This is a genomic window from Burkholderia sp. AU18528, from assembly GCF_002223215.2.
Classification (GTDB): Bacteria; Pseudomonadota; Gammaproteobacteria; order Burkholderiales; family Burkholderiaceae; genus Burkholderia; species Burkholderia semiarida.
Genome location: NZ_NKFC02000006.1, coordinates 1741438 through 1761617, shown reverse-complemented (window position 1 = coordinate 1761617; position 20180 = coordinate 1741438). Strand labels below are relative to the sequence as shown.

5 protein-coding genes are annotated in these 20180 nt (G+C 69.2%); 3 read left to right on the top strand and 2 right to left on the bottom strand.

What is annotated here, in order from left to right; genetic code table 11:
- Positions 1-261 precede the first annotated feature (261 nt).
- Positions 262-1269: a guanitoxin biosynthesis L-arginine gamma (S) hydroxylase gene (gene gntB / locus CFB52_RS24785; RefSeq protein WP_060011805.1), complete on the bottom strand. Its 1008-nt coding sequence runs from the start codon at positions 1267-1269 to the stop codon at positions 262-264.
- 218 nt (positions 1270-1487) lie between these two features.
- Here gntB and CFB52_RS24780 point away from each other — a divergent pair, with 218 nt between their 5' ends.
- The 3 genes from CFB52_RS24780 (at position 1488) to CFB52_RS24770 (ending at position 19448) form a co-directional block, all read left to right on the top strand.
- Positions 1488-5501: an amino acid adenylation domain-containing protein gene (locus CFB52_RS24780; protein ID WP_099317931.1), complete on the top strand. Its 4014-nt coding sequence runs from the start codon at positions 1488-1490 to the stop codon at positions 5499-5501.
- Between the two features lie 88 nt (positions 5502-5589).
- Positions 5590-18195 carry a hybrid non-ribosomal peptide synthetase/type I polyketide synthase gene (locus CFB52_RS24775; RefSeq protein WP_099317702.1) on the top strand — a complete coding sequence of 4202 codons (12606 nt, stop codon included), beginning with the start codon at positions 5590-5592 and terminating at the stop codon, positions 18193-18195.
- Positions 18192-19448 carry an MFS transporter gene (locus tag CFB52_RS24770; protein ID WP_059584627.1) on the top strand — a complete coding sequence of 419 codons (1257 nt, stop codon included), beginning with the start codon at positions 18192-18194 and terminating at the stop codon, positions 19446-19448. Before CFB52_RS24775 ends, CFB52_RS24770 begins: the two co-directional genes overlap by 4 nt.
- A 44-nt stretch (positions 19449-19492) precedes the next feature.
- On the opposite strand, the gene CFB52_RS24765 is transcribed toward CFB52_RS24770, so the two are convergent.
- Complete coding sequence (locus CFB52_RS24765) at positions 19493-20155, bottom strand: helix-turn-helix transcriptional regulator (RefSeq protein ID WP_081059157.1); 663 nt, start codon at positions 20153-20155, stop codon at positions 19493-19495.
- Positions 20156-20180 lie beyond the last annotated feature (25 nt).

Sequence of the window (20180 nt, the reverse complement as noted above, 5' to 3'; positions counted from 1 at the left end):
GGCGGGCGTACATGGTCGATCCGATACTCGCGGCGCGAGCCGCTCGCCGAGCGTGCGGTACCGACACGGCACCGTGTTCGTGCCGCATCGCGACTGAAATCGCGTGCCAGGTGCCCGACGGACTTCTCGACTAACGACGCTGCCGCGCGCGCAAACCACGACGGGATCGCATGCGTGCCGCCATGATCGGTCGATCCTGTCGGCAGGACCGCGTGGACATGGCCGCGGCGATGCGGGCGACGAGGACGATTGCACGTACGCTCATGAGTTCGACTGCGGTGCGTGAGACGGGGTGGCCGGTGCCTTGTAGCCTTCGAGGATCTGTTCCATTACCGACAGCGGGTGGCTTCCGCGCGACACGATTCCGCCGGTGCGGGCGTTGGCGCGCGCATAGTGTTCGTCCCGCATCAGGATTCGGTGGGCCGCAGGCAGGTTCCAGTACGGGATGGCCGCGAGAAGATGATGCGTGAGGTGTAGATTGTCGCCATGCATGCCGATGAACCAGCGTTCCCACCATGACGGAAATCGGTTGCGGGTCATCAGCAATTCGTCGGTTTCCCTGCCGAACAGGCCGAAGTGCTCGGATACCTCGGATAGCCACCCGATGACCTGGAACGACGTCAGGTACGGAATCAGCCAGAAGAGCAGGTACCCTGCGGGGTTCGTGGCAATGCCAAGGACTGCGAACAGGAAGGCATGGACCAGGATCAGCTTTATCGCGCCACGCCGCGATTTGAGCAGCGACGCAACGCGATGACGGACGAGGTAGTTGGCGTAGCTGAACACGTTCAGCAACATCAGGGTACGAAGCACGTGGCCGAAGCAGAACTCGAATCGATCCTCGGCGCGCTGAAGGCCCGAGTCGATATAGTAGATGTAGTCCGGATCGCGCGTCGGATCGCCGAGAAACCGGTGATGCGACATGACGTGAGACTGGCGATACGATTCGAAATCCTGAAAAACCGGGAGACCGGAAAGATATTCGCCGATGAAACGATTCAAGCGGCCATTGCGTGCGAGTGTCAGATGCGCCGCTTCGTGCAATAGCGACGCGAGTGCGCGCTGGCGGGATCCGACGATCAGCACGGTCAGCGGATACGCGTACGGCGTCAGCCTTGTCATCCAGATCGCGCCGGCGATCGTCGCAAGGTCGCCCATCCAGCCCAGTAGCCCGCGCCAGTTGTTCTTCCGGTACAGCGGGTCGAGATCGGCCTTGAGTACGGCGTCTATCCGGAACTTCCTCAACACGCCCGTATTCTGTTCGCGCATATCGATTCCTTGCCTGTTTTGAAATGCGAACCAAGTTATACGAACGTGTTTTGCACAGCATCTGTGAAATTTCGCTGTGGAAATTGACAGTGAAATTTCGCAGGTTGTGAGACGGCCATGTCCCGTGTTCTTCTTCCATTGTGATTCGGACTTTCAGGCATGTCGATCGAGTACGGTCGCATGCCAATTTTCAGCAACGAGAAAACAAGGGAGTGGTCGTGAGCAAACATTTCGATGAGACGGGCAATGTCCTTGATCGGTTGAGCGAATCCGCCGGCCGCAGCTACCCGGCGGGAACGGAGGCGCGGCTGTCGATGTCGCAGGAGCAGGCGTGGTTTCTCGAGATGCTGGTGCCGGACAGCATCGCGTACAACTTCCAGGCGGTCCTCAACCTGCGCGGCGCTCTCGACATCGGCGCGCTCGAGCGTGCGCTCGGGCGGCTCGTTCAGCGCCATCAGAGCCTGTCGACGGTATTCGTCGAGCACGACGGCGAGCCGGTGCAGCGCATCGAACCCGCATGGCCCGTCACGGTGCCAGTCGTCGACATGTCGAAGACGGCCGAGCACGCGCGCGACGCGTACATCGAATCGCTGATCAGGGTAGAAACGGGCGCCAAGATCGACGTCGGCACGCTGCCGCTGGTGCGCTGGGTTCTGTTCAAGCGCAGCGAGCATGATCATGCGCTGCTGCACATCGAGCACCACCTGATTCACGATGGCTGGTCGTTTCGTTTGTTCCTGCGCGAATTGAGTCACTTCTACAACGCGGAGCGTGGCAGGCAGGACCTTGCGCCGCTCGAGCCGGTCATTCAGTTCATCGACTATTGCGAGTTCGAACGTGCGTGGCTCGAATCGACGGCCGGCCTCGCGGGACGCGCGTACTGGCGGGAACGCCTGCGGACATGGTCCCCTTACGGCCATTCGCCGTTCCCGCGCGCCGGCGCGCCGGTCGCGAATCTCGATTTCGTTGGCAGTTCGGTATCGGTGCCGTTCCCCGCCGCGCTGGCCACGCGCCTGAAGCATTACGCGGCGCAGCGCAAGGCAACGCTGTTCGAGACGATGTTCTCGGTGTTTGCATCCGTGGTTGCCGCGCGCTCGGGCAATACACGCCAGATCGTCGGCACGGCCGTCGCTAATCGAGACGTCCAGGGGATTCAGAACACGATCGGCATGCTCGTGAACATGCTGCCGGTATGCGTCGAGCTGTCGCCCGACATGCAATGGCCTGCCCTGATCGACCGCGTGAAGGACGAGATCCGCGCCGGATGTTCGCATTCGCACGTGCCGTTCTCGAGCATGGTCGCCGATCTTCAGCCCGAACGCGCGACGAATCTGCTGCCGTACATTCAGGTCGCGTTCAGTTTCCATAATTCGATGACGCGCAAGCTCAAATTCGACGGGCTGGACGTCGACATTCTCGAAGGGCTCAGCAATGGTTCGGCCAAGTTCGATCTGAACGTGATAGTCGTGTTCGACGACGAGACGCGCCCCGAAGCCGGTGGGCGCTTCATGCTCGAATACTCGACGTCCGCGGCGGCCGAGGCGGATGTGCTCGCGCTGATGAATGCGTTCTTCGCGACCGCGAATGCCTGGCTCGACGATCCCGATCGCCGTCTCGGCGCGCTTGCGGGCGCGCCGGCCGGTGGCGCGGACGATGCGCAGCCCGTGGCCGGCGACGCGGACGTCGCGTTCTGGCGCGCGCAACTCGACACGGAGGTGGGCGAGCTGATCGCGGATGCACCCGCCGGGACGCCGCCCGTCGAGTTCTACACCGGGCGGCAGGACCCGGCCAGCGGCGCCGAGTCGCTCATGCAGTTGGACGCGGCATGCGACGCGAGCGGGATCGCGCCGGCCGCTGCGTCGCTCGCGCTGCATGCGGCGGCCCTCGCGCGCTTCAGCGGCAGTCTCGATGTCGTGATCGGGCTTGCATCGGACATCGACGGTCGCACACTGCCCGTGCCGCTGCCGGTCGCGCTGCACGTCGACCCGTCCGCCTCATTCGCCGAATTGTCCGGAATGGCCGGGCGCGCGTGGCGACAGGCAGTTGAGCGTCATGCACGCGCACCGCAGGCGTTGGATGTCGCGACGGCCGAATGGCGCGCGGGTACGGGCCATGCAACGGCGCCGGGCTTCCAGTCGACGTTCGCCGTGACGTACGACTCGCCCGCGTCGCACGCCGCGACGCAGGGCGGTCGCACCCGCATCGACGCGCTGCTGTGCGTTACGCCAGGCGGCACGACGCCGACCCCGGTTTATACCTCCGAAGGGTTGTCGGCGCAGACTGTCGCGTCGTTCGCGCGGGCGGTCGAACGGTTGGTCGATGCGGCCGCGCTGTCGCTCGACATGCGCATCGGCGCCGCCGACGCTGTGGGCGAGCCGGGCGAGATCGCCGCACTGCGCCGGCAGGCGGAAGGCGCGCGGCCGCCGTACCGGGAAGCGACGCTGCATGCGCTCGTCGAGCGCTGGGCGGCCGAACGGCCCGATGCGCCCGCGGTGCGGTGCGGCGAGTCCGTATGGACCTATGCGGAACTCGATGCGAAAGGAAGCGAGGTCGCTGCGCACCTGATCGCGTGCGGTGTGCGGCCTGGGGATGTGGTAGGCGTCAGCATGGCCCGCTCGCCCGCGCAGGTGGGTGCGCTGCTCGGCATCCTGAAAGCGGGGGCCTGCTATTTGTCGCTCGATGCGGCACTGCCCGCCGCGCGTCGCGACTGGCAGGTCAGTGCAGCCGGAGTCGCGCATGTGTTGGTCGACGCGGACGCGCCGCCGTTCGCAGACGGTGTCGCGACCCACTGCGTCGATCGCGTGCCGCTCGGATCGTACGCCGGGATCCGCGATGCCGGCAGGCCCGACGCAGGCATCGACGCGCCGTGCTACTACATGTTCACGTCCGGTTCGACCGGCGAGCCGAAGGCGACGCCGAGCCGCCATCGCGACGTGGTGAATTTCCTGACGAGCGACAGCTGCGTGAAGATCGGGCAGGACGACCGCGTGCTGATGTTCGCGCCGCTCGCGTTCGACGCGTCGACGTTCGAGATCTGGGGCGCGCTGCTCAACGGCGCGCAACTGATCGTGCAGCCTGGCACGCACGCGAGCCTCGAGGATCTTGCCGATACGCTCGTGTCGTCGCAGGCGAGCGTGATATGGCTCACTTCCGCGTTGTTCCAGGAGATGGTCGCGCAGCATCCGCAAGCGCTGCGGCACGCGCGGCAGGTGCTGACCGGCGGCGACGTCGTGTCGACCGACGCGATGCGCGGTTTCTTCGCGGCAGGCGGGCGGGCGCTCACGGTGTGCTACGGGCCGACCGAAGGCACCGTGTTCACGACGGCATATACGCTCGAACGCCCGGAGGATATCGATGCGCGCGCGCTGATCGGTCGGCCGATTTCGCATCGCGACCTGTACGTGATCGACGTGTTTGGCAATCTGGCCGCGCCAGGCGTGCCCGGTGAACTGTACGTGGGCGGCGGCGTGACGGACGGCTATCTGAAGCGGCCCGACCTGACGGCGCAACGCTTTGTCAGCCTGCCGTGGTTGAGTGGGCGCACGCTGTTCCGATCCGGCGACATCGGCCGCTGGACCGCCGAAGGTTGCGTCGAGTTCCTGGGCCGGCGCGACAGCCAGATCAAGATTCGCGGGTTTCGGATCGAGACGGGCGAAATCGAGCAGGCCATCCGGGCACTGGACGGCGTCGCCCAGTGCGCGGTGGTGGTGGCCGCGCAAGGGGCGGACAAGCGGATCGAGGCGTTCGTCACGGCCACGCGCGGCGCGACGCCCTCCGCGGCCGCGCTGCGCGACGCACTGGTCGATATCCTGCCCGACTACATGGTGCCCGCGCGCGTCCACGTCGTGGAGCGCCTGCCGATGACGGCCAGCGGCAAGCTGGACAAGCGCGCGCTGCGCGACGCACTCGCGCCCGTGGAAACGGACGCGGGCGCCCGGGAGGATGTGCGCCGCACCGCGCCGACCGGTGCGCTGGAAGAGGCGATTGCCGCGGTCTGGGCCGACGTGCTGAAACTCGACGTGATCGAGCGCGAGCAGGACTTCTTCTCGATCGGCGGCCACTCGCTCGCCGGCATGCGGATCGTATCGCGCCTCGGCAAGACGCTCGGCCGGCGCGTGTCGCTCGACACGCTGTTCCGCTTCCCGACGGTCGCGTCGTTCGCCGGCGCGCTGTCCGACAGCCCGGCCCACGCGACGCCGGCCGCCGCCGTGGCGGCCGGCCAGGCCGTCTGACCCGCGGCCGGCCCGGCCGAACCTTTCCCATCCTCGAAGCACCTCCGCGCGCGCCGACCGGCGCGCGCGTTCCATCCTGGAGCAATGCATGGATCTCGCAAGTCCGGCGGAAACGTCCGTCCAGTCCATCGCCGCCGGCCCGACCGGCATGTCCGCGGCTCAGCAGAGCCTGTGGTTCCTGAATCAGTTCGAACGTGGCGGGGTGACCTACAACGTCCCGTTCTCGTTGCGCCTGTCCGGCCGTGTCGACCCCGATGCGCTCGCGCGCGCGCTCGACGTCGTGCAGCGGCGGCATCCCGCGCTGCGCTGCCGGTTTCCGAGCCGCGGCGGCCAGCCGGTCGTGCAGATCGTCGACGCGCCGGCCGCACTGACGCGCGTCGACTTCTCGAGCCTGCCTGATCCGGCGGCGAGCGTGGCGGAACTCGAGAGCGAGCAGGCACGAGCACCGTTCGACCTCGAGCGCGATGCTCCGTTGCGCGCGACGCTCGCGCGGGTGGCCGACGACGACTACCGTCTCGTCGCGACCGTGCATCACATCGTGTTCGATGGCCGTTCGCTGCAGCTGTTCCTCGATGAACTCGCGCGGGCGTATGCCGAACTCGCACACGGCCGCGAACCGGACGCCGCGCCGCTCGACGACGGCCTGCATGCCGATGCGAACGCCGCATCCGCGGATCTCGCCGCCGGCCTCGCGTATTGGGAGGCCCGGCTGTCGGGCGCGCCTGCCGTGCTGCCGCTGCCGCTCGATCATCCGCGGCCGGCCGCGCGGCGCTTCAACGGGCGCCGGATCGAATTCGATGTGCCGCTCGATGTGGCCAACGGGCTCAAGGAGGTCGCGCGGGCGCGCGGCCTGTCGATGTACATGGTCGGGCTCGCGGCGTTCGCGGTGCTGCTTCGCCGCTATACGCACGAGGGCGACATCGTGGTCGGATCGCCGATTTCGAATCGCTATGCGCTCGAGCGCGACGACGTGATCGGCTATTTCGTGAACACAATGCCCAACCGTGTCGACGTATCGGGCACGCCGACTTTTTCCGACGTGCTCGAACGCGTGCGTGCGACGGTGCTGGACACGCTCGAGCACGCATACGTACCGTTCGAGAAGATCGTCGAAGCCGTCCAGCCGCCGCGTTCGTTGGCTCATGCGCCGATATTCCAGGTGCTGTTCGATTTCGCGGCCGAAGGGTTCGAGGTGGACTTCGGCGCCGGAATCGAAGCGCGGATGCATACGCTGGACTCCTGCACCGCGAAGTACGATCTCAGCCTCACGCTGGCACTCGCCGGCGACGGCATGCGCGCAGCGTTCGAGTACGACTGCGACCTGCTCGGCGGCGCGCTCGTCGAGCAGATGACCGACAGCCTCGTGCGCATCCTGCGTTGCCTGGTGACCGACCCCGACGCGCGGATCGACGCGGCGCCGCTGCTGTCGCGCGAGGCCGCGGCCGCGATGCTGGCGCTCGCGAACGACGGCGCGCGAGACCCGGGCCGCCCATTCGTGCCGTTTCACCGCGCGTTCGAGCAGGCGGCGCAGCGCGACGGCGGTGCGCTGGCGCTGGTATACGGCGAGCGGCGCGCCACCTACGCGGACGTCGACGCGCGAGCGACGGCGCTGGCCGCGCAATTGCGGGCGTCGGGCGTGCGGCGCGGCGATCGCGTCGTCGTGTTGCGGCGCTATGGTCCGGACGTGGTCGTCGCGCTGCTCGCGATCCACAAGGCCGGCGCCGTGTTCGTGCCGGTGTCGCCCGACGACGCGAGACGCGATGCACTGATCGCCGACGTGGCGCCGGCGGCGATCGTCGTCGAACATCCGTGCGACGGTGCGGGGTTCGATTGCACCGCGATCGCGATGGAAGCGCTTGTGTGCGAGCCGGGCGCACCGCTCGCGGGCTTCGATCCGGACGGAGCGATGACGACCGCCGACGACATCGCCTACGTGATTTTCACGTCGGGCTCCACCGGTCGCCCGAAAGGCGTCGAGGTTTCGCACGGGAGCTGGATGTCGCTGTTTCATGCATTCGAGGCAGCTTACGGCCGCACGCAGCCGGGTGTGACGGCCGTGCTGCAGATGGCGAACCATACGTTCGACGTGTTCATGAGCGACGTGATTCGCGGCCTCGGCGGGGGAGGGCGGCTGATCATGTGCCCGAGGGAGAGCCTGACCGATGCGCAGGCGCTGCATGCGCTGATCGAGCGCGAGCGTGCGACCGTGATGGAATTCGTGCCGGCCGTCGTGCGCCAGATGATCGAATATCTCGAACGCAGCGGCAAGCGCCTGGACGGGGTGCAGGCGGTCACGTGCGGTGCGGACGTCTGGTTCGTCCACGAGTACCGCAAGCTGCGCGCGCTGTGCGCGCCGGATACCCGCGTGCTCAGCGTGTATGGCGTGACGGAAGCCACGTGCGAAAGCGCGACCTTCGAACCGCGCGACGCGTGGTACGAGTCCGAACGCAGCATGCCGATCGGCACGCCGTTGCCGAACACGTCGATGTACGTGGTCGACGACGCACTGAATCTCGTTCCGCTCGGCGTGCCCGGTGAACTGCTGATCGGCGGCGGCGCCGTCGCGTCGGGTTACCTGAATCGGCCGGAGCTGACCCGCGAACGTTTCCCGGTCGGCGGGTTCGATGCCGACGGGCGCTTCGTGTCCGATCCGGGCGGCCGCCGCTTCTACCGCACCGGCGATCTTTGCCGGCATCTTGCGGACGGCACGATCGAGTTCATCGGCCGGCTCGACAACCAGGTCAAGGTTCGCGGCTTCCGGATCGAGCTCGGCGAGATCGAAAGCGTGCTCGCGGAGCATCCGGGCGTGCGCGAATGCGCGGTCGTGGCGCGCGGGGCGCCGGGCGGCGAGCTCGAACTGGTCGGTTATGCCGATGCGGGGGCAACCCGGGAAGCGTTGTTCGAGCATCTGCGCGCGCGGCTGCCCGAGCACATGGTGCCGCGTGCGCTGGTCCTGTTGCCGGCGCTGCCGCTGTCGCCGAACGGCAAGATCGACCGCAAGCGCTTGCCCGATCCGGACTGGGATGCGCTCGCGCATGCGTACGTCGCGCCGCGAAACCCGCTCGAGGCGCGGCTTGCGCAGGACTGGGAGGCGCTGCTGCGCACGACGCGCATCGGCGTGCACGACAATTTCTTCGAGCGAGGCGGCCATTCGCTGCTCGTCACGCAGGCGCTGACGCGCGTCCACGATGCGTTCGGCGTGAAATTGAAGGTGGCCGACGTGTTCGAGCGGCCCACGATCGAGCAGCTTGCCGAGCGCGTGATGGAGCACATGATGTCGGCTGCCCGGGAAGGCGTGGCCGCTCGCGCGGATGCGCCGATTCCGCGCGCGGACGGCCACGAGCGCCGGCGCCTGTCGTTCGCGCAGCGGCGTATGTGGTTCGCCCGGCAGGCGGAGCCGGGCGCGGCGTACAACATGCCGGAAGTGTTCCGTGTGCGCGGCCGCCTGGATCGAGACGCGCTCGAAGCGGCGCTGAACCGCGTGGTCGGGCGCCACGAGGTGCTGCGAACGCGCTTCACCGCGGACGTGCAGGCGTGGGTGGACGATGCCGGCCATCCGCGCCGCGAGCCGCTGGCGCAGATCGACGCCCCGGCGCCGGTGCCGTTCGTCGTCGAGCAGATCGAGCCGGGGCGCGTGAACGAGCGACTCGCGCGCGAAGCGGCGCGTCCGTTCGAGCTGGACCGCGAGTGGCCGATCCGCGCATTGCTGCTGCGCGTCTCGCCGGACGAACACGTGCTGTGCATCGTGCTGCATCACATCGCGTACGACGGCTGGTCGAGCGGGCTGTTGCGCCGCGAGCTGGCGCAAGCCTATCGGGCATGCGCCGCAGGCGAGGCGCTCGTGTCGAGCGAGCCCGCGTTGCAGTATCAGGACTACGCGGCGTGGCAGCGCGCACGGACGGCGACGAGCGGTTTTGCGGAATCCGTCGCCGCATGGCGGGAGCGCCTGAGCGATCTGCCGTCCGCGCTGCCGTTGCCGGAGCGGACCGACGCGCCGGGCGCCGGCGCACCGGGCGCCGATTATGTCGATTTCGCGTTGCCCGCATCGTGCGCACCGCAGCTGAAGCGGCTGTGCGAGCGGCTGAACTGCACGCCGACGATGGTGATGCACGCGGCGCTCGCGGTCCTGCTGCATCGCTACACCGGGCAGGACGATATCGTGATCGGCATCCCGTTCGCGGGACGAGATCATCCGGATGCCGAAGCGTTGATGGGGTTCTTCGTCAATCTGTTGCCGATACGGTTGCAGTTGGACGCGCCGATGCGACTCGCGGACGTTATCGCAGCAAGTCGGCGCATGCTGCTCGAGGCCGACGCCGGACAGTCGGTGCCGCTCGATCATCTCGTCGAAACGCTGAATCCGGCTCGCGCGCCGGGTCGGCACCCGTTCTTCCAGATCGGGCTGGTGGTGCAGAGTGCGGCGCCCGAGGCGCTCAACCTGGCGGGGCTGGCGGTGGACGAGCTCGCGGTCGCGCCCGCCGACGTCAAGCTCGACTTGATGGTCGAAGTGCGCGCATTCGACGGCGCATCGCTCGGCGGCAGCTTCAAGTACCGTACGTCACGCTACGCGCGCGCATTTGTGGGCGGGCTCGCGCGCCATTTCGGCGAATTGCTGCGCAATCTGCTGGCCGATGCCGACCAGACCGTGTCGGACGTGATGATGCTGCCGGCCGACGAATACGCGGCATTGACGGACGCGTGCCGTGGGACGCGGCGCGATTTCGGCGCGACGGGTGACGTGATCGCGCAACTGGAAGCGCACGCGGCGGCGACGCCGGACGCGATTGCGCTGGAGTTCGACGCACGGCGCTGGACCTACGCGCAGCTCGACCAGCTCGCGAACCGGATCGCCGGCGCGCTGCGCGCGCACGGCGCGACGCCCGGCACGCATGTCGGGCTGTTCACCGGACGCCATCCCTATCTCGTTGCAGGCATGCTCGGCGCGCTGAAGGCGCGCTGCGCGTTCGTGCCGCTGAATCCCGACGACACGGTCGACGGAGGTCTCGGCTACACGGTGGCCGACGCCGGCGTGCGGCTGGTCGTCGCCCAGCGCGACCTCGCGTCGCGCTGCGCCGCGCTCGGCGTGACGACACTGATCGCCGACGATATCGACGACGACCGCGCGCCGGCCGTGCGCGCGCCGGGTCTCGTGCACGCGCCGACCGATCTCGCGTACGTGCTTTACACGTCGGGCTCGACCGGACGTCCGAAAGGCGTGATGGTGACGCGGCGCAACCTGCTCAATACCGCGCACGCATTCGCAGCGTCCGTCGGGCTGCATCCGGGTGCGCGCCAGCTGCAGTATTTTTCGCCCGTCTTCGACGGCGTGTGCGGCGAAGTGTTTCCGGTGCTCGTGTCGGGCGCGACGCTCGTGTTCGCGCCCGCCGCCCGGCTGCTGCCGGGGCCCGAGCTGCTCGGGCTGCTGCGCGCCGAGCGGATCACGCATCTGCAGATCACGCCGACCGCGCTACGCCTGCTGCCGTACGCCGAGTTGCCGGAGCTTGCGACGATCGTGGCCGCGGGCGAGGCCTGTCCGGCGAACATCGCGCGGGAGTGGGCGCAAGGCCGGCGCTTCATCAATGGTTATGGGCCGACCGAGACGACGATCTACGCATCGGCGACCGACTATTGGGATGCCCGCGGCGCGCTGGTGTTGCGACCGCTGGCGAACGTGACGTTCGAGGTGCTCGATCGCTACGGCCATCCGTTGCCGTGCGGCGTGCCCGGTGAGCTGTACATCGGCGGCGAGGGCGTGGCGGCCGGCTACCTGAACCTCGACGAGGAGACCGCGCGCCGCTTCGTGCCGGATCCGCGTTCAAGCGAGCCCGGCGCGCGCCGCTACCGGACCGGCGACTACGTGATCCGCCAGCCGGACGGCAGCCTGACGTACGTCGGACGCGCGGACGCGCAGGTCAAGATCCGCGGCTTCCGGGTCGAACCGGGCGAGGTGGAGGCGCGCCTGAACGCGCTGCCGGGGATCACGCAGGGCGTCGTGCTCGCGCCGTTCGATGCGAACGGGCATCGGATCCTGGTCGGCTACTACGTGGGCGAACCCGCGGAAGGCGAGGTGCGCACGCGGCTTGCGCAGCAATTGCCGGCCCATCTTGTTCCGGAGCGCCTCGTGAGGCTGCCCGATCTGCCGCGCGCGCGTACCGGCAAGGTGGACCGCAACGCGCTCGCCGCCCAGGCGGCCGGGCCGGTCGCGCCCGTCGCGCCCGTCGCGCCCGTCGTGGACGCACCGGCCGGCGATGCTTCGGCGCCACCGGCAGCTGCTGCCGAGGTGCAGGGCGAACGTGTGCCGACCGGCGGCCGCCGGCTCCTCGCGCACGTGAAAGCGATCTGGCAAGCCGTGCTCGAACGCGACGACGTCGAGCCCGACAGCAATTTCTTCGATCTCGGCGGGCATTCGCTGCGGATCGTCGAGATGCGCAAACGCCTCGAGGACGCGTTTGCGACTCGGATCGCGATTGCCGACCTGTTCGAGCATCCGACGTTGCGCGCACTGGTCGCGCACCTGGAGCGCAACCGCGTGAGCGTGGCCGAAGCCGAGGCCGACGATGCGCCGGCGCAGGCTGCGGCCGCGGCCGATGCGCCGGCCGCCGTGCCGCCGGCAAGCGAGCGCGCGATCGCGGTGATCGGGATGGCGGGCCGCTTCTGCGGCGCTCCCGATCTGCAGACCTTCTGGGACAACCTGCTCGACGGCGTCGAGTCGACGCTGCACTTCAGCGACGAACTGCTCGCCGAACACGGCGTCGATGCGCAGACGCGCGCGCAACCGGACTTCGTCGGGCTCGGCAACCGGCTCGAGGACGTGGACGGCTTCGACGCCGAGTTCTTCGGCTACTCCGCTCGCGAAGCGGCGCTGATGGACCCGCAGCAGCGACTGTTTCTCGAGTGTGCGTGGGAGGCTGCCGAGGCGGCCGGCTATGGTGCCGCGCGCGGCGCCCGGGTGGGCGTGTTCGCGAGCGCCGGCACGAGCCACTATCTGCTCGACAACGTCTATCCGCGCAGACGCGAACTGAAGCTCGAGAACATCCAGTGGCTGCTCGGCAACGGCCGCGACTTCCTCGCCACCCGCGTCGCGTACAAGCTGGGCCTGGCCGGCCCGGCCGTGACCGTCGAGACCGCCTGCTCGTCCTCGCTCGTGGCAGTGCATGCCGCTTGCGCGAGCCTGCGCGCGGGCGACTGCGAGATGGCGCTCGTCGGCGGCGTGTCGCTCGAGGCCGAGTATTACGGTTATCGACCCATGCCGGACAGCATCATCTCGACGGACGGCCGGTGCCGGCCGTTCGACGCCGATGCGTCCGGCACGACGGGCGGCAGCGGCTGCGCGGTCGTCATGCTCAAGCCGCTCGCGAAGGCGCTGGAGGACGGCGATCACGTGCATGCAGTGATCCGGGGCTCGGCGATCAACAACGACGGCGCCGGCAAGGTGAGCTACACCGCGCCGAGCGTCGCCGGGCAGGCCGGCGTCATCGCGGCCGCGCTGCGGGATGCCGACGTGCCGGCCGACACGGTCGGGTACGTGGAAGCGCACGGTACCGGCACGCGGCTTGGCGATCCGGTCGAATTCCGCGCGCTCACGCAGGCCTATGCCCCGAACGGCGCATGGCCGGCCGGCCGCCGGTGCGCGCTCGGCTCGCTTAAGGCGAACCTCGGGCATCTCGATGCGGCGGCAGGGATCGTCGGCTTCGTGAAGGCCGTTCTCGCCGTCGAGCACGGCGAGGTGCCGCCGATGCCGTATTTTACGAAACCGAATCCCGAGATCGATCTCGAGGGCAGCCCGTTTCATATCAACACCGAGCGGTACACGTGGCCCGATGCACCCTGGCCACGTCGCGCGGGCGTCAGCTCGTTCGGGATCGGCGGCACCAATGCGCACGTGATCGTCGAGGCGCCGCCGCCGCGGCCGTCGCCGTCGCCCGACGCACCCGATGCTGGCGTGCAGGTTCTGCCGCTGTCGGCCCGCACGCCGGCCGCGCTTCGACGCATGCGTCGCCGCCTGGCCGCGCACCTGCGCGCGTCGTCCGCGCGGCTGTCAGACGTCGCGTTCTCGCTCGGCGCGGGCCGTGCGCGATTGCCGGTGCGCGACACGATCGTGTGCGCGACGCGCGAGGCCGCATGCACGGCGCTGGATGCGCCGTGGGATGCGCCCGCGGGTGAGCCGCGGGAGAATCGCCCGGTCGTGTTCATGTTCCCCGGTCAGGGGGCGCAGCATATCGGGATGTTGAAGGGGCTCTATGAACGCGAACCGGCGTTCCGCGACGCGCTGGACGAATGCGCGACGCTGCTGCGCACACAGCACGGGCTCGACATCCTCGCGGCCATGTACCCGGACCCCGGCAGGGAGACCGATGCGTCCGCCGGGCTGCGCGAGACGGGTATCGCGCAACCGGCGCTGTTCGCCGTCGACTATTCGTGCGCGATGCTGCTGCGCGCTCGCGGTGTCGAGCCGGACGCGCTGATCGGCCACAGTCTCGGCGAGCTGGTCGCCGCGTGCGTCGGCGGCTACTACACGCTGGCGGATGCGCTCGCAATCGTCGCGACGCGCGGACGCCTCATGCAGGCCGCCGATCGCGGCGCGATGCTTGCCGTCGCGCTGGACGAGCACGCATGCGCGCGCTGGCTCGACGCGGACGTGGAGCTGGCGGCCGTCAACGGTCGCAACCAGTGCGTGCTGGCCGGCGGGACCGAGGCGATCGAGCGGCTGCGGCAAGCGCTTGCCGAGGCAGGCGTGCAGAGCCAGCCGCTTGCGACGTCGCACGCATTTCATTCGCACCGGATGGCGGCGGCCGCGCAGGCGCTCGAGGCCTTCGTCGCCCGGATTCCGGTGCAGGCGAGCACGGTGCCCGTCATATCGAACCGCACCGGCGCCTGGTTGTCGCTCGACGCCTCCAACCACGCCGGCTATTGGGCATCGCACCTGCGCGACACGGTGCGTTTCGCCGACGGGATCGCGACGTTGCACGACGCGTTCGATGCGCCGCTGCTCGTCGAAGTAGGCCCGGGGCGGACGCTGCGCACCGCGCTGGAAGCGGACGGCCGGGCATACGATGTGCTCGGCTGCGGCCGTCATCCGCGCGATCGTTCGGACGACGTGTCGACCTTCGCGCATGCGATCGCCACATTGTGGCGGCTGGGTGCACGCGTCGACTGGCGCCGCGCGTGCGGCAGCAACGCCGCGCGGCGCGTGCCGCTGCCGGCTTATCCGTTCGCGCGCACACGACACTGGATCGACGCGCCGGTCGAGCGAAGCGGGCCGCCGGCGCTTTACCGTCACTGGCGGCGTGTTGCCGGCGGGCGGCGCACGTACGAGCTTGCATTGCCGCCGTCGTGGTGGGTCGTCGACGAGCATCGCGTGTTCGACGGCAAGCCGGTGCTGCCCGGCACCGGCTGTCTCGAGCTCGTGCGAGGCGCATTCGAGCGGATGGGACACGGGCCGCGGATTGCATTGAGCGACGTCTATTTCCCGGCGCCGCTCGTGCTCGACGACGCGCACGGCGCACGTATCGTGCGCGTGAGCTTCGGCGGCGCGGACGGCGGTGTTCAGGACTTCGCAGTCACCTCCGCCGCCGCGGACGATGCGGCGGCGTGGACCGTGCACGCGCAAGGCACGATCGCCGATGCCGACCAGATGCCGGCTCCGCCGGCCCGGTTCGGGCACGTGCGCGCGCAGCGTGCGGACACGCTCGCGAGTCCCGCCGCGCGCGCCGCGCTCGACGACCGGCTCGCGCTGTTCGGCCCGCGCTGGCATTGTTTCCGCGCGTTGTGGCTCGCCGACGACGAAGGGGTCGCGCAGCTCGAGCTCGATCCCGCGTTCGCGGCCGACCTGGAGAATGCCCCGCTGCATCCGGCGTTGCTCGACATGGCCACCGGTTTCCTGTCGACGCTGGAAAACCGCGGCGCGCGGCTGCCGTTCCACTATCGCAGGCTGTCGCTCCATGCACCGTTGACCGCGCGGCTGTTCAGCCATGCGCGCCGCGTGCGCGAGAACGTCTTCGATGTGACGCTGTTCGCGCTCGACGAGGCGGGAGGCGTCGGGCCCGCGCTCGTCGAGGTGGAGGGCTTCACGCTGCGCGACGAGCGTGCGCCCGCGGCGGCGGCCGACCGCTCGTCGCCGGCCGCATGGTGCTCGCGCCCCGCATGGCGGCCCGCACTGCCGCCGCGCGGCGATGCGTTGCCCGATGCGGCCTGGACGATCGTCGCACGCGGCAAGTCGATGCGCGACGCGATCGCGACGCATGCACCGCACGGCAGCATCCTGGTCGACGAGGATGCGTGCGGCACGCACGCGCCCGAGGCCGGCGACGGCTACGGCCATGCGCGCGCGTTCGAACGGAATTCCCGGCCGGCGCAGATCCTCTATTGCGTCGGCGCCGACGATCGCGGTTCGGCGGTGGAGCGCTTCGACGATCTGATGCGCCTGTTGCAGACGTTCGGCCCGCAAGCCGCATCCGGCACGGTTCTGACGCTCGTCACCACGGGCGCCTGCGCCGTGCGTGCCGGCGAACGGCCCAGCGGCGTGCAAGCCGCGCTGGTCGGCGCACTGCGTGCAGCGAGCCGGGAGTTCGCGCATCTGCGCTGTCGCCACGTCGATCTTCCGGCCGAGCCGGGCGATGCCGATCATGCGGCGCTGCGCGGGCTGCTTGCGCGCGCCGACGCCGGCTCGCCGGCGCCGCTCGTGCCGACGCTCGTGCCGACGCTCGCGCTGCGCGACGGCACGTTCCACGAGCCGGGCTTCCGGGCGCTGCCCGACGTGGACGCGACGCCTGTGCTGGTCGACGGTGGCGCGTACGTGATCACGGGCGGCCTGGGCGGCATGGGGTTGACGTTTGCCGAGCATATCGCGCGCCGAGTCGCCGCGCCGCGCCTGTTCCTGGTATCGCGCACGGTCGATGCGTCGCGGCCGGACGTCGCGGCGGCGACTGCCGCGCTGCGTGCGCTCGGCGCCGACGTGACGCTCGTGCAGGCCGACTGCGGCGAACCTCGCGCGTGGGCCGCGGCGCTGGCGGATATCGCCGCACGCTGCGGCCGCATCGACGGAGCGATCCACGCGGCGGGGATCGAGGCCAGCGGGCCTGTCCAGCTCGGCGAGCCGGCAGCATGGGCGCGCGTGCTGGCGCCGAAGACGCTCGGCACGGACGCGTTGCTCGATGCGCTGCGCGCGCACCGGCCGGATTTCGTGCTGCTGTGTTCGTCGCTGGCGGCGCTCGTCGGCGGTCTCGGCCAGGCCGACTACGCGGCGGCGAACGCGTATCTCGACGCGGTCGCGCATGCGGCGCGCCACGACGGGCTGCCGGTCGTCTCGATCAACTGGGATGCCTGGGCCGAGGTCGGCATGCGGGTCGCATACGATCGTGCTCATCCGAACCAGACGCCGATCGACGCGGCCCACGGTCTGCTGAACGACGAGGGCTGCCGCGTGTTCGACATCGCGCTCGCGCACGATGGCGCGCAAATCGCGGTGAACAAGGCCGAGGACATCGAGGTGTGGCTGCGCCGCCTCGCGGGCGGGACCGATGCGCGCGGCGAGCGCGGCGACGCGCATGCGGCGCCGGCCGTCGACGAGCGGATCGCACCGCGCAACGACGTCGAGCGCGAGCTGGCGCAACTCTGGCGCGAGCTGCTGGGCGGCGAACTGCCCGGCGTGACCGACAATTTCTTCACGCTGGGCGGGCACTCGTTGCTCGGCGCGCAGCTGATATCGCGCGTGCGGGAGCGCTTTGCGAATTGCCTGACGCTTGCCGAGTTTCTGGACGAGCCTACGATCGAACGGATGGCGCGGTCGCTCGGCGCGCCGGACGCGGCCGATACGGCCCGCGGCGAGGATGACGCGCACGTGCGCTACTGCCTCGTGCCCGTGCAGCGTACCGGTGCCGGGACGCCGTTCTTCTGCGTACCGGGCATGGGCGGCAACGTTACCCAGGTGCTGCCGCTCGCACGCGCGATGGGAGCGGCGCGGCCGTTCTACGGTCTGCAGTGCCTCGGGCTCGACGGCAAGGCCGAACCGCACGATAGCGTCGAGGCGATGGCCGAGCACTACGTGCGCTGCATCCGCACCGTTCAGCCTCACGGGCCGTATCTGCTGGGCGGCCATTCGCTCGGCGGCAAGGTCGCGCTCGAGATGGCGCGACGGCTCGACGCCGAAGGGGAGCCCCCCGGCCTGATCGCGTTGTTCGACTCCGCTGCGCCGCCGTACCTGCGCATGACGACGCCGACCGATGCCCAGGTAGTCGGTTCGCTGCTGGGCATTTTCGGACGCTACTCGGGCAAGCCAGTCGACGTGACGCGCGATATGCTGGCGCGTCTCGAAGCCGCATCGCACGAAGAACGCCTGCGCTTCCTGAAGACGCAGCTCCAGGCTCACGGGTTGATCGACGCGCGCGCCGACGACGGCAGCATCGGCGGCATCTTCAACGTCTATCGCGCGGCCGCGGCGTTCGGAATGGCTTACGACCCGCCGAAGCAACCGTCGGACTGGTCGTTCGTGCTGTTCCGGGCGGTCGATTCGATGCCGTCGGGCATCAATCTGCCGGAGATCCGGCAGACGCCCGCGTGGGGTTGGGAGGCATTCAGTCGCGCACCGGTCGAATGCATTGACGTGCCGGGCGATCACTTCACGTGCCTGTCCGACGTGCACGCCCATGCGATCGCGCTGCCGCTGGCCGATCGCCTGCAGGCGTTCGAGCGATGAGCGCGCAACCGCACGTCAACGGCGCGCCGCCTGCCGGGCACGGCGGCACGCGCGCGGTGCGCGTGGTGCTCGCGATCCTCGCGCTCGACGTTCTCGGCACGGGGCTGGCGATGCCGGTGCTGCCGACGCTCGTCGCGGGGCTCGCGGGCCTGTCGCCCGCGCGCGTTTCGCTCGTGCTGGGCGCGGCGATCGCGTCCTACTCGGCAATGCAGTTCCTGTGCGCACCGATGCTGGGCGCGCTCAGCGACCGGTACGGACGCCGCCCGGTGCTGCTGGCCGCGCTCGTCGGCATCGCGGCGAGCCACTGGACCGTCGCGTTCGGTGGCGGTCTGGCGTCGCTGCTGATCGGCCGCGCGCTCGGCGGTGCCGCCGCCGCGAACGTGTCGACGGTGATGGCGTATCTGGCCGATGTCAGCGACGGCGAGCGCCGCACGCATCTGTACGGCAGCGCGGGCGGGGTCATCGCGGTCGGACTCGTGGCTGGCCCGGTCGCGGGCGGCTGGCTCGCGTCGTTCGACCCGTACCTGCCGTTCGCGATCGCCGGCGCGCTGGCCGCGCTGAATGCGGCGTACGTCGCATCGTGGCTGCCGGAAAGCCTGCCTGCCGCGCACCGGCGAACGTTCGACTGGCGCCGTGCGCAGCCTTTGGGCAGCCTGCGCGCGCTGTTCGGCAACCAAACGCTGCGTCCGTACCTGCTGGCGTTACTGCTGACCTGGGCCGCATACGGCGTGTTCCAGAGCTGCTTCGTGCTCGCGAACCAGGCGCGTTACGGATGGAGCGTGATCGATGCGTCGCGGGCGCTCGCCGCGCTCGCTGTCGGGATGGCCCTGTCGCAACGCTATCTCGTGCGGCGGTTGACCGCGCGCGTCGACAACCGAGCGATCCTCGCACTGGGTTACGGCTGTTGTGCGGTCGCGTATCTGTGCTATTTCGCTGCTTCGTCTCCATGGCTCACGTACGCGGGGATGATGGCCCAGGCACTGGGACTCGTGGCCGACCCCGCGCTGCGCGCCGAGTTGTCGCGCCATGCGTCCGACCGGCATCAAGGCGAACTGCAGGGCGGTCTCGCGTCGCTCGTCAGTCTGGTCGGGGCGATCGCGCCGCTCCTCGGGTCGGCCGCGCTCGCCGCGGCCGCGCGCACGGGCGGTGGCGCGGCCGCGGCGGGATGGCCGTTCGCGCTGGGCGTCGCGTCGTACGCGTGCGCGCTTGCCATCGTGGCGCGTGCGCCGGCGAGGCGCGCCGCTGCTCGCTGAGCGGGCCATGCCGCGCGGCGCATGTCGCGCGGCATGGTACGGCCTCAGATCAGGCCGAGTACCATCGCCTTCACGACCGCTTGCAGCGTATTGGTCGCATTCATCTTGAGCATCGCGTTTTTCAGGTGGAAATAGACGGTGCGTGTCGTGAGCCCGACGATAGACGCGACTTCGCCGGCCGTCTTGCCGAGCGCGGTCCACCGCAGCAGTTCCCGTTCGCGGTCCGTAAGACTGCACACGTCGCCCGTTTTCGGCGTCGGCGCCGACAGCGCGATGAACTTCGCATGGATCGCGCCGGCGAGCCACGCGATGTACGGGGCATTCGTCGCCTTTTCCTCGACTCTTACAGGTGTGATTTCTCGTCCGACCGAAAACAGGGCGGGTAAATCGGCACCGATCCAGCTGCACTGGGTAAGAACGAAGCGTGCGCCGTCGCTCCATTCTGCCAGGCCTTTGGTTCGGAGTGCGGCATAGACGGGACTGCCACCCGGAAGGAAATCCGCATCCTTGTAATACTTGATCCAGCTTTCGTATTGCCCGCGGTCGGAAAAGAATTCCGAGTCGTTGCCGGAGCATGTGGATTTGACTTCGAAAAGCCAGTTGGAAAAGCCGATCCTCGATACAGCGCGCGAGGCTGTATCGGCAAGATCGGACATGGTCTTCGCATTCTCTATGCCCAAGTAAATTTCATGCCATTGAGTCGTCATGGTTCGATACCCGATGAAATTTGAA

Excerpts from the sequence above, each read along its gene's own strand:
- CFB52_RS24765 (WP_081059157.1), bottom strand. The coding sequence starts at position 20,155 with ATGACGACTCAATGGCATGAAATTTACTTGGGCATAGAGAATGCGAAG.
- gntB (WP_060011805.1), bottom strand. The coding sequence starts at position 1,269 with ATGCGCGAACAGAATACGGGCGTGTTGAGGAAGTTCCGGATAGACGCC.
- CFB52_RS24775 (WP_099317702.1), top strand. The coding sequence starts at position 5,590 with ATGGATCTCGCAAGTCCGGCGGAAACGTCCGTCCAGTCCATCGCCGCC.
- CFB52_RS24770 (WP_059584627.1), top strand. The coding sequence starts at position 18,192 with ATGAGCGCGCAACCGCACGTCAACGGCGCGCCGCCTGCCGGGCACGGC.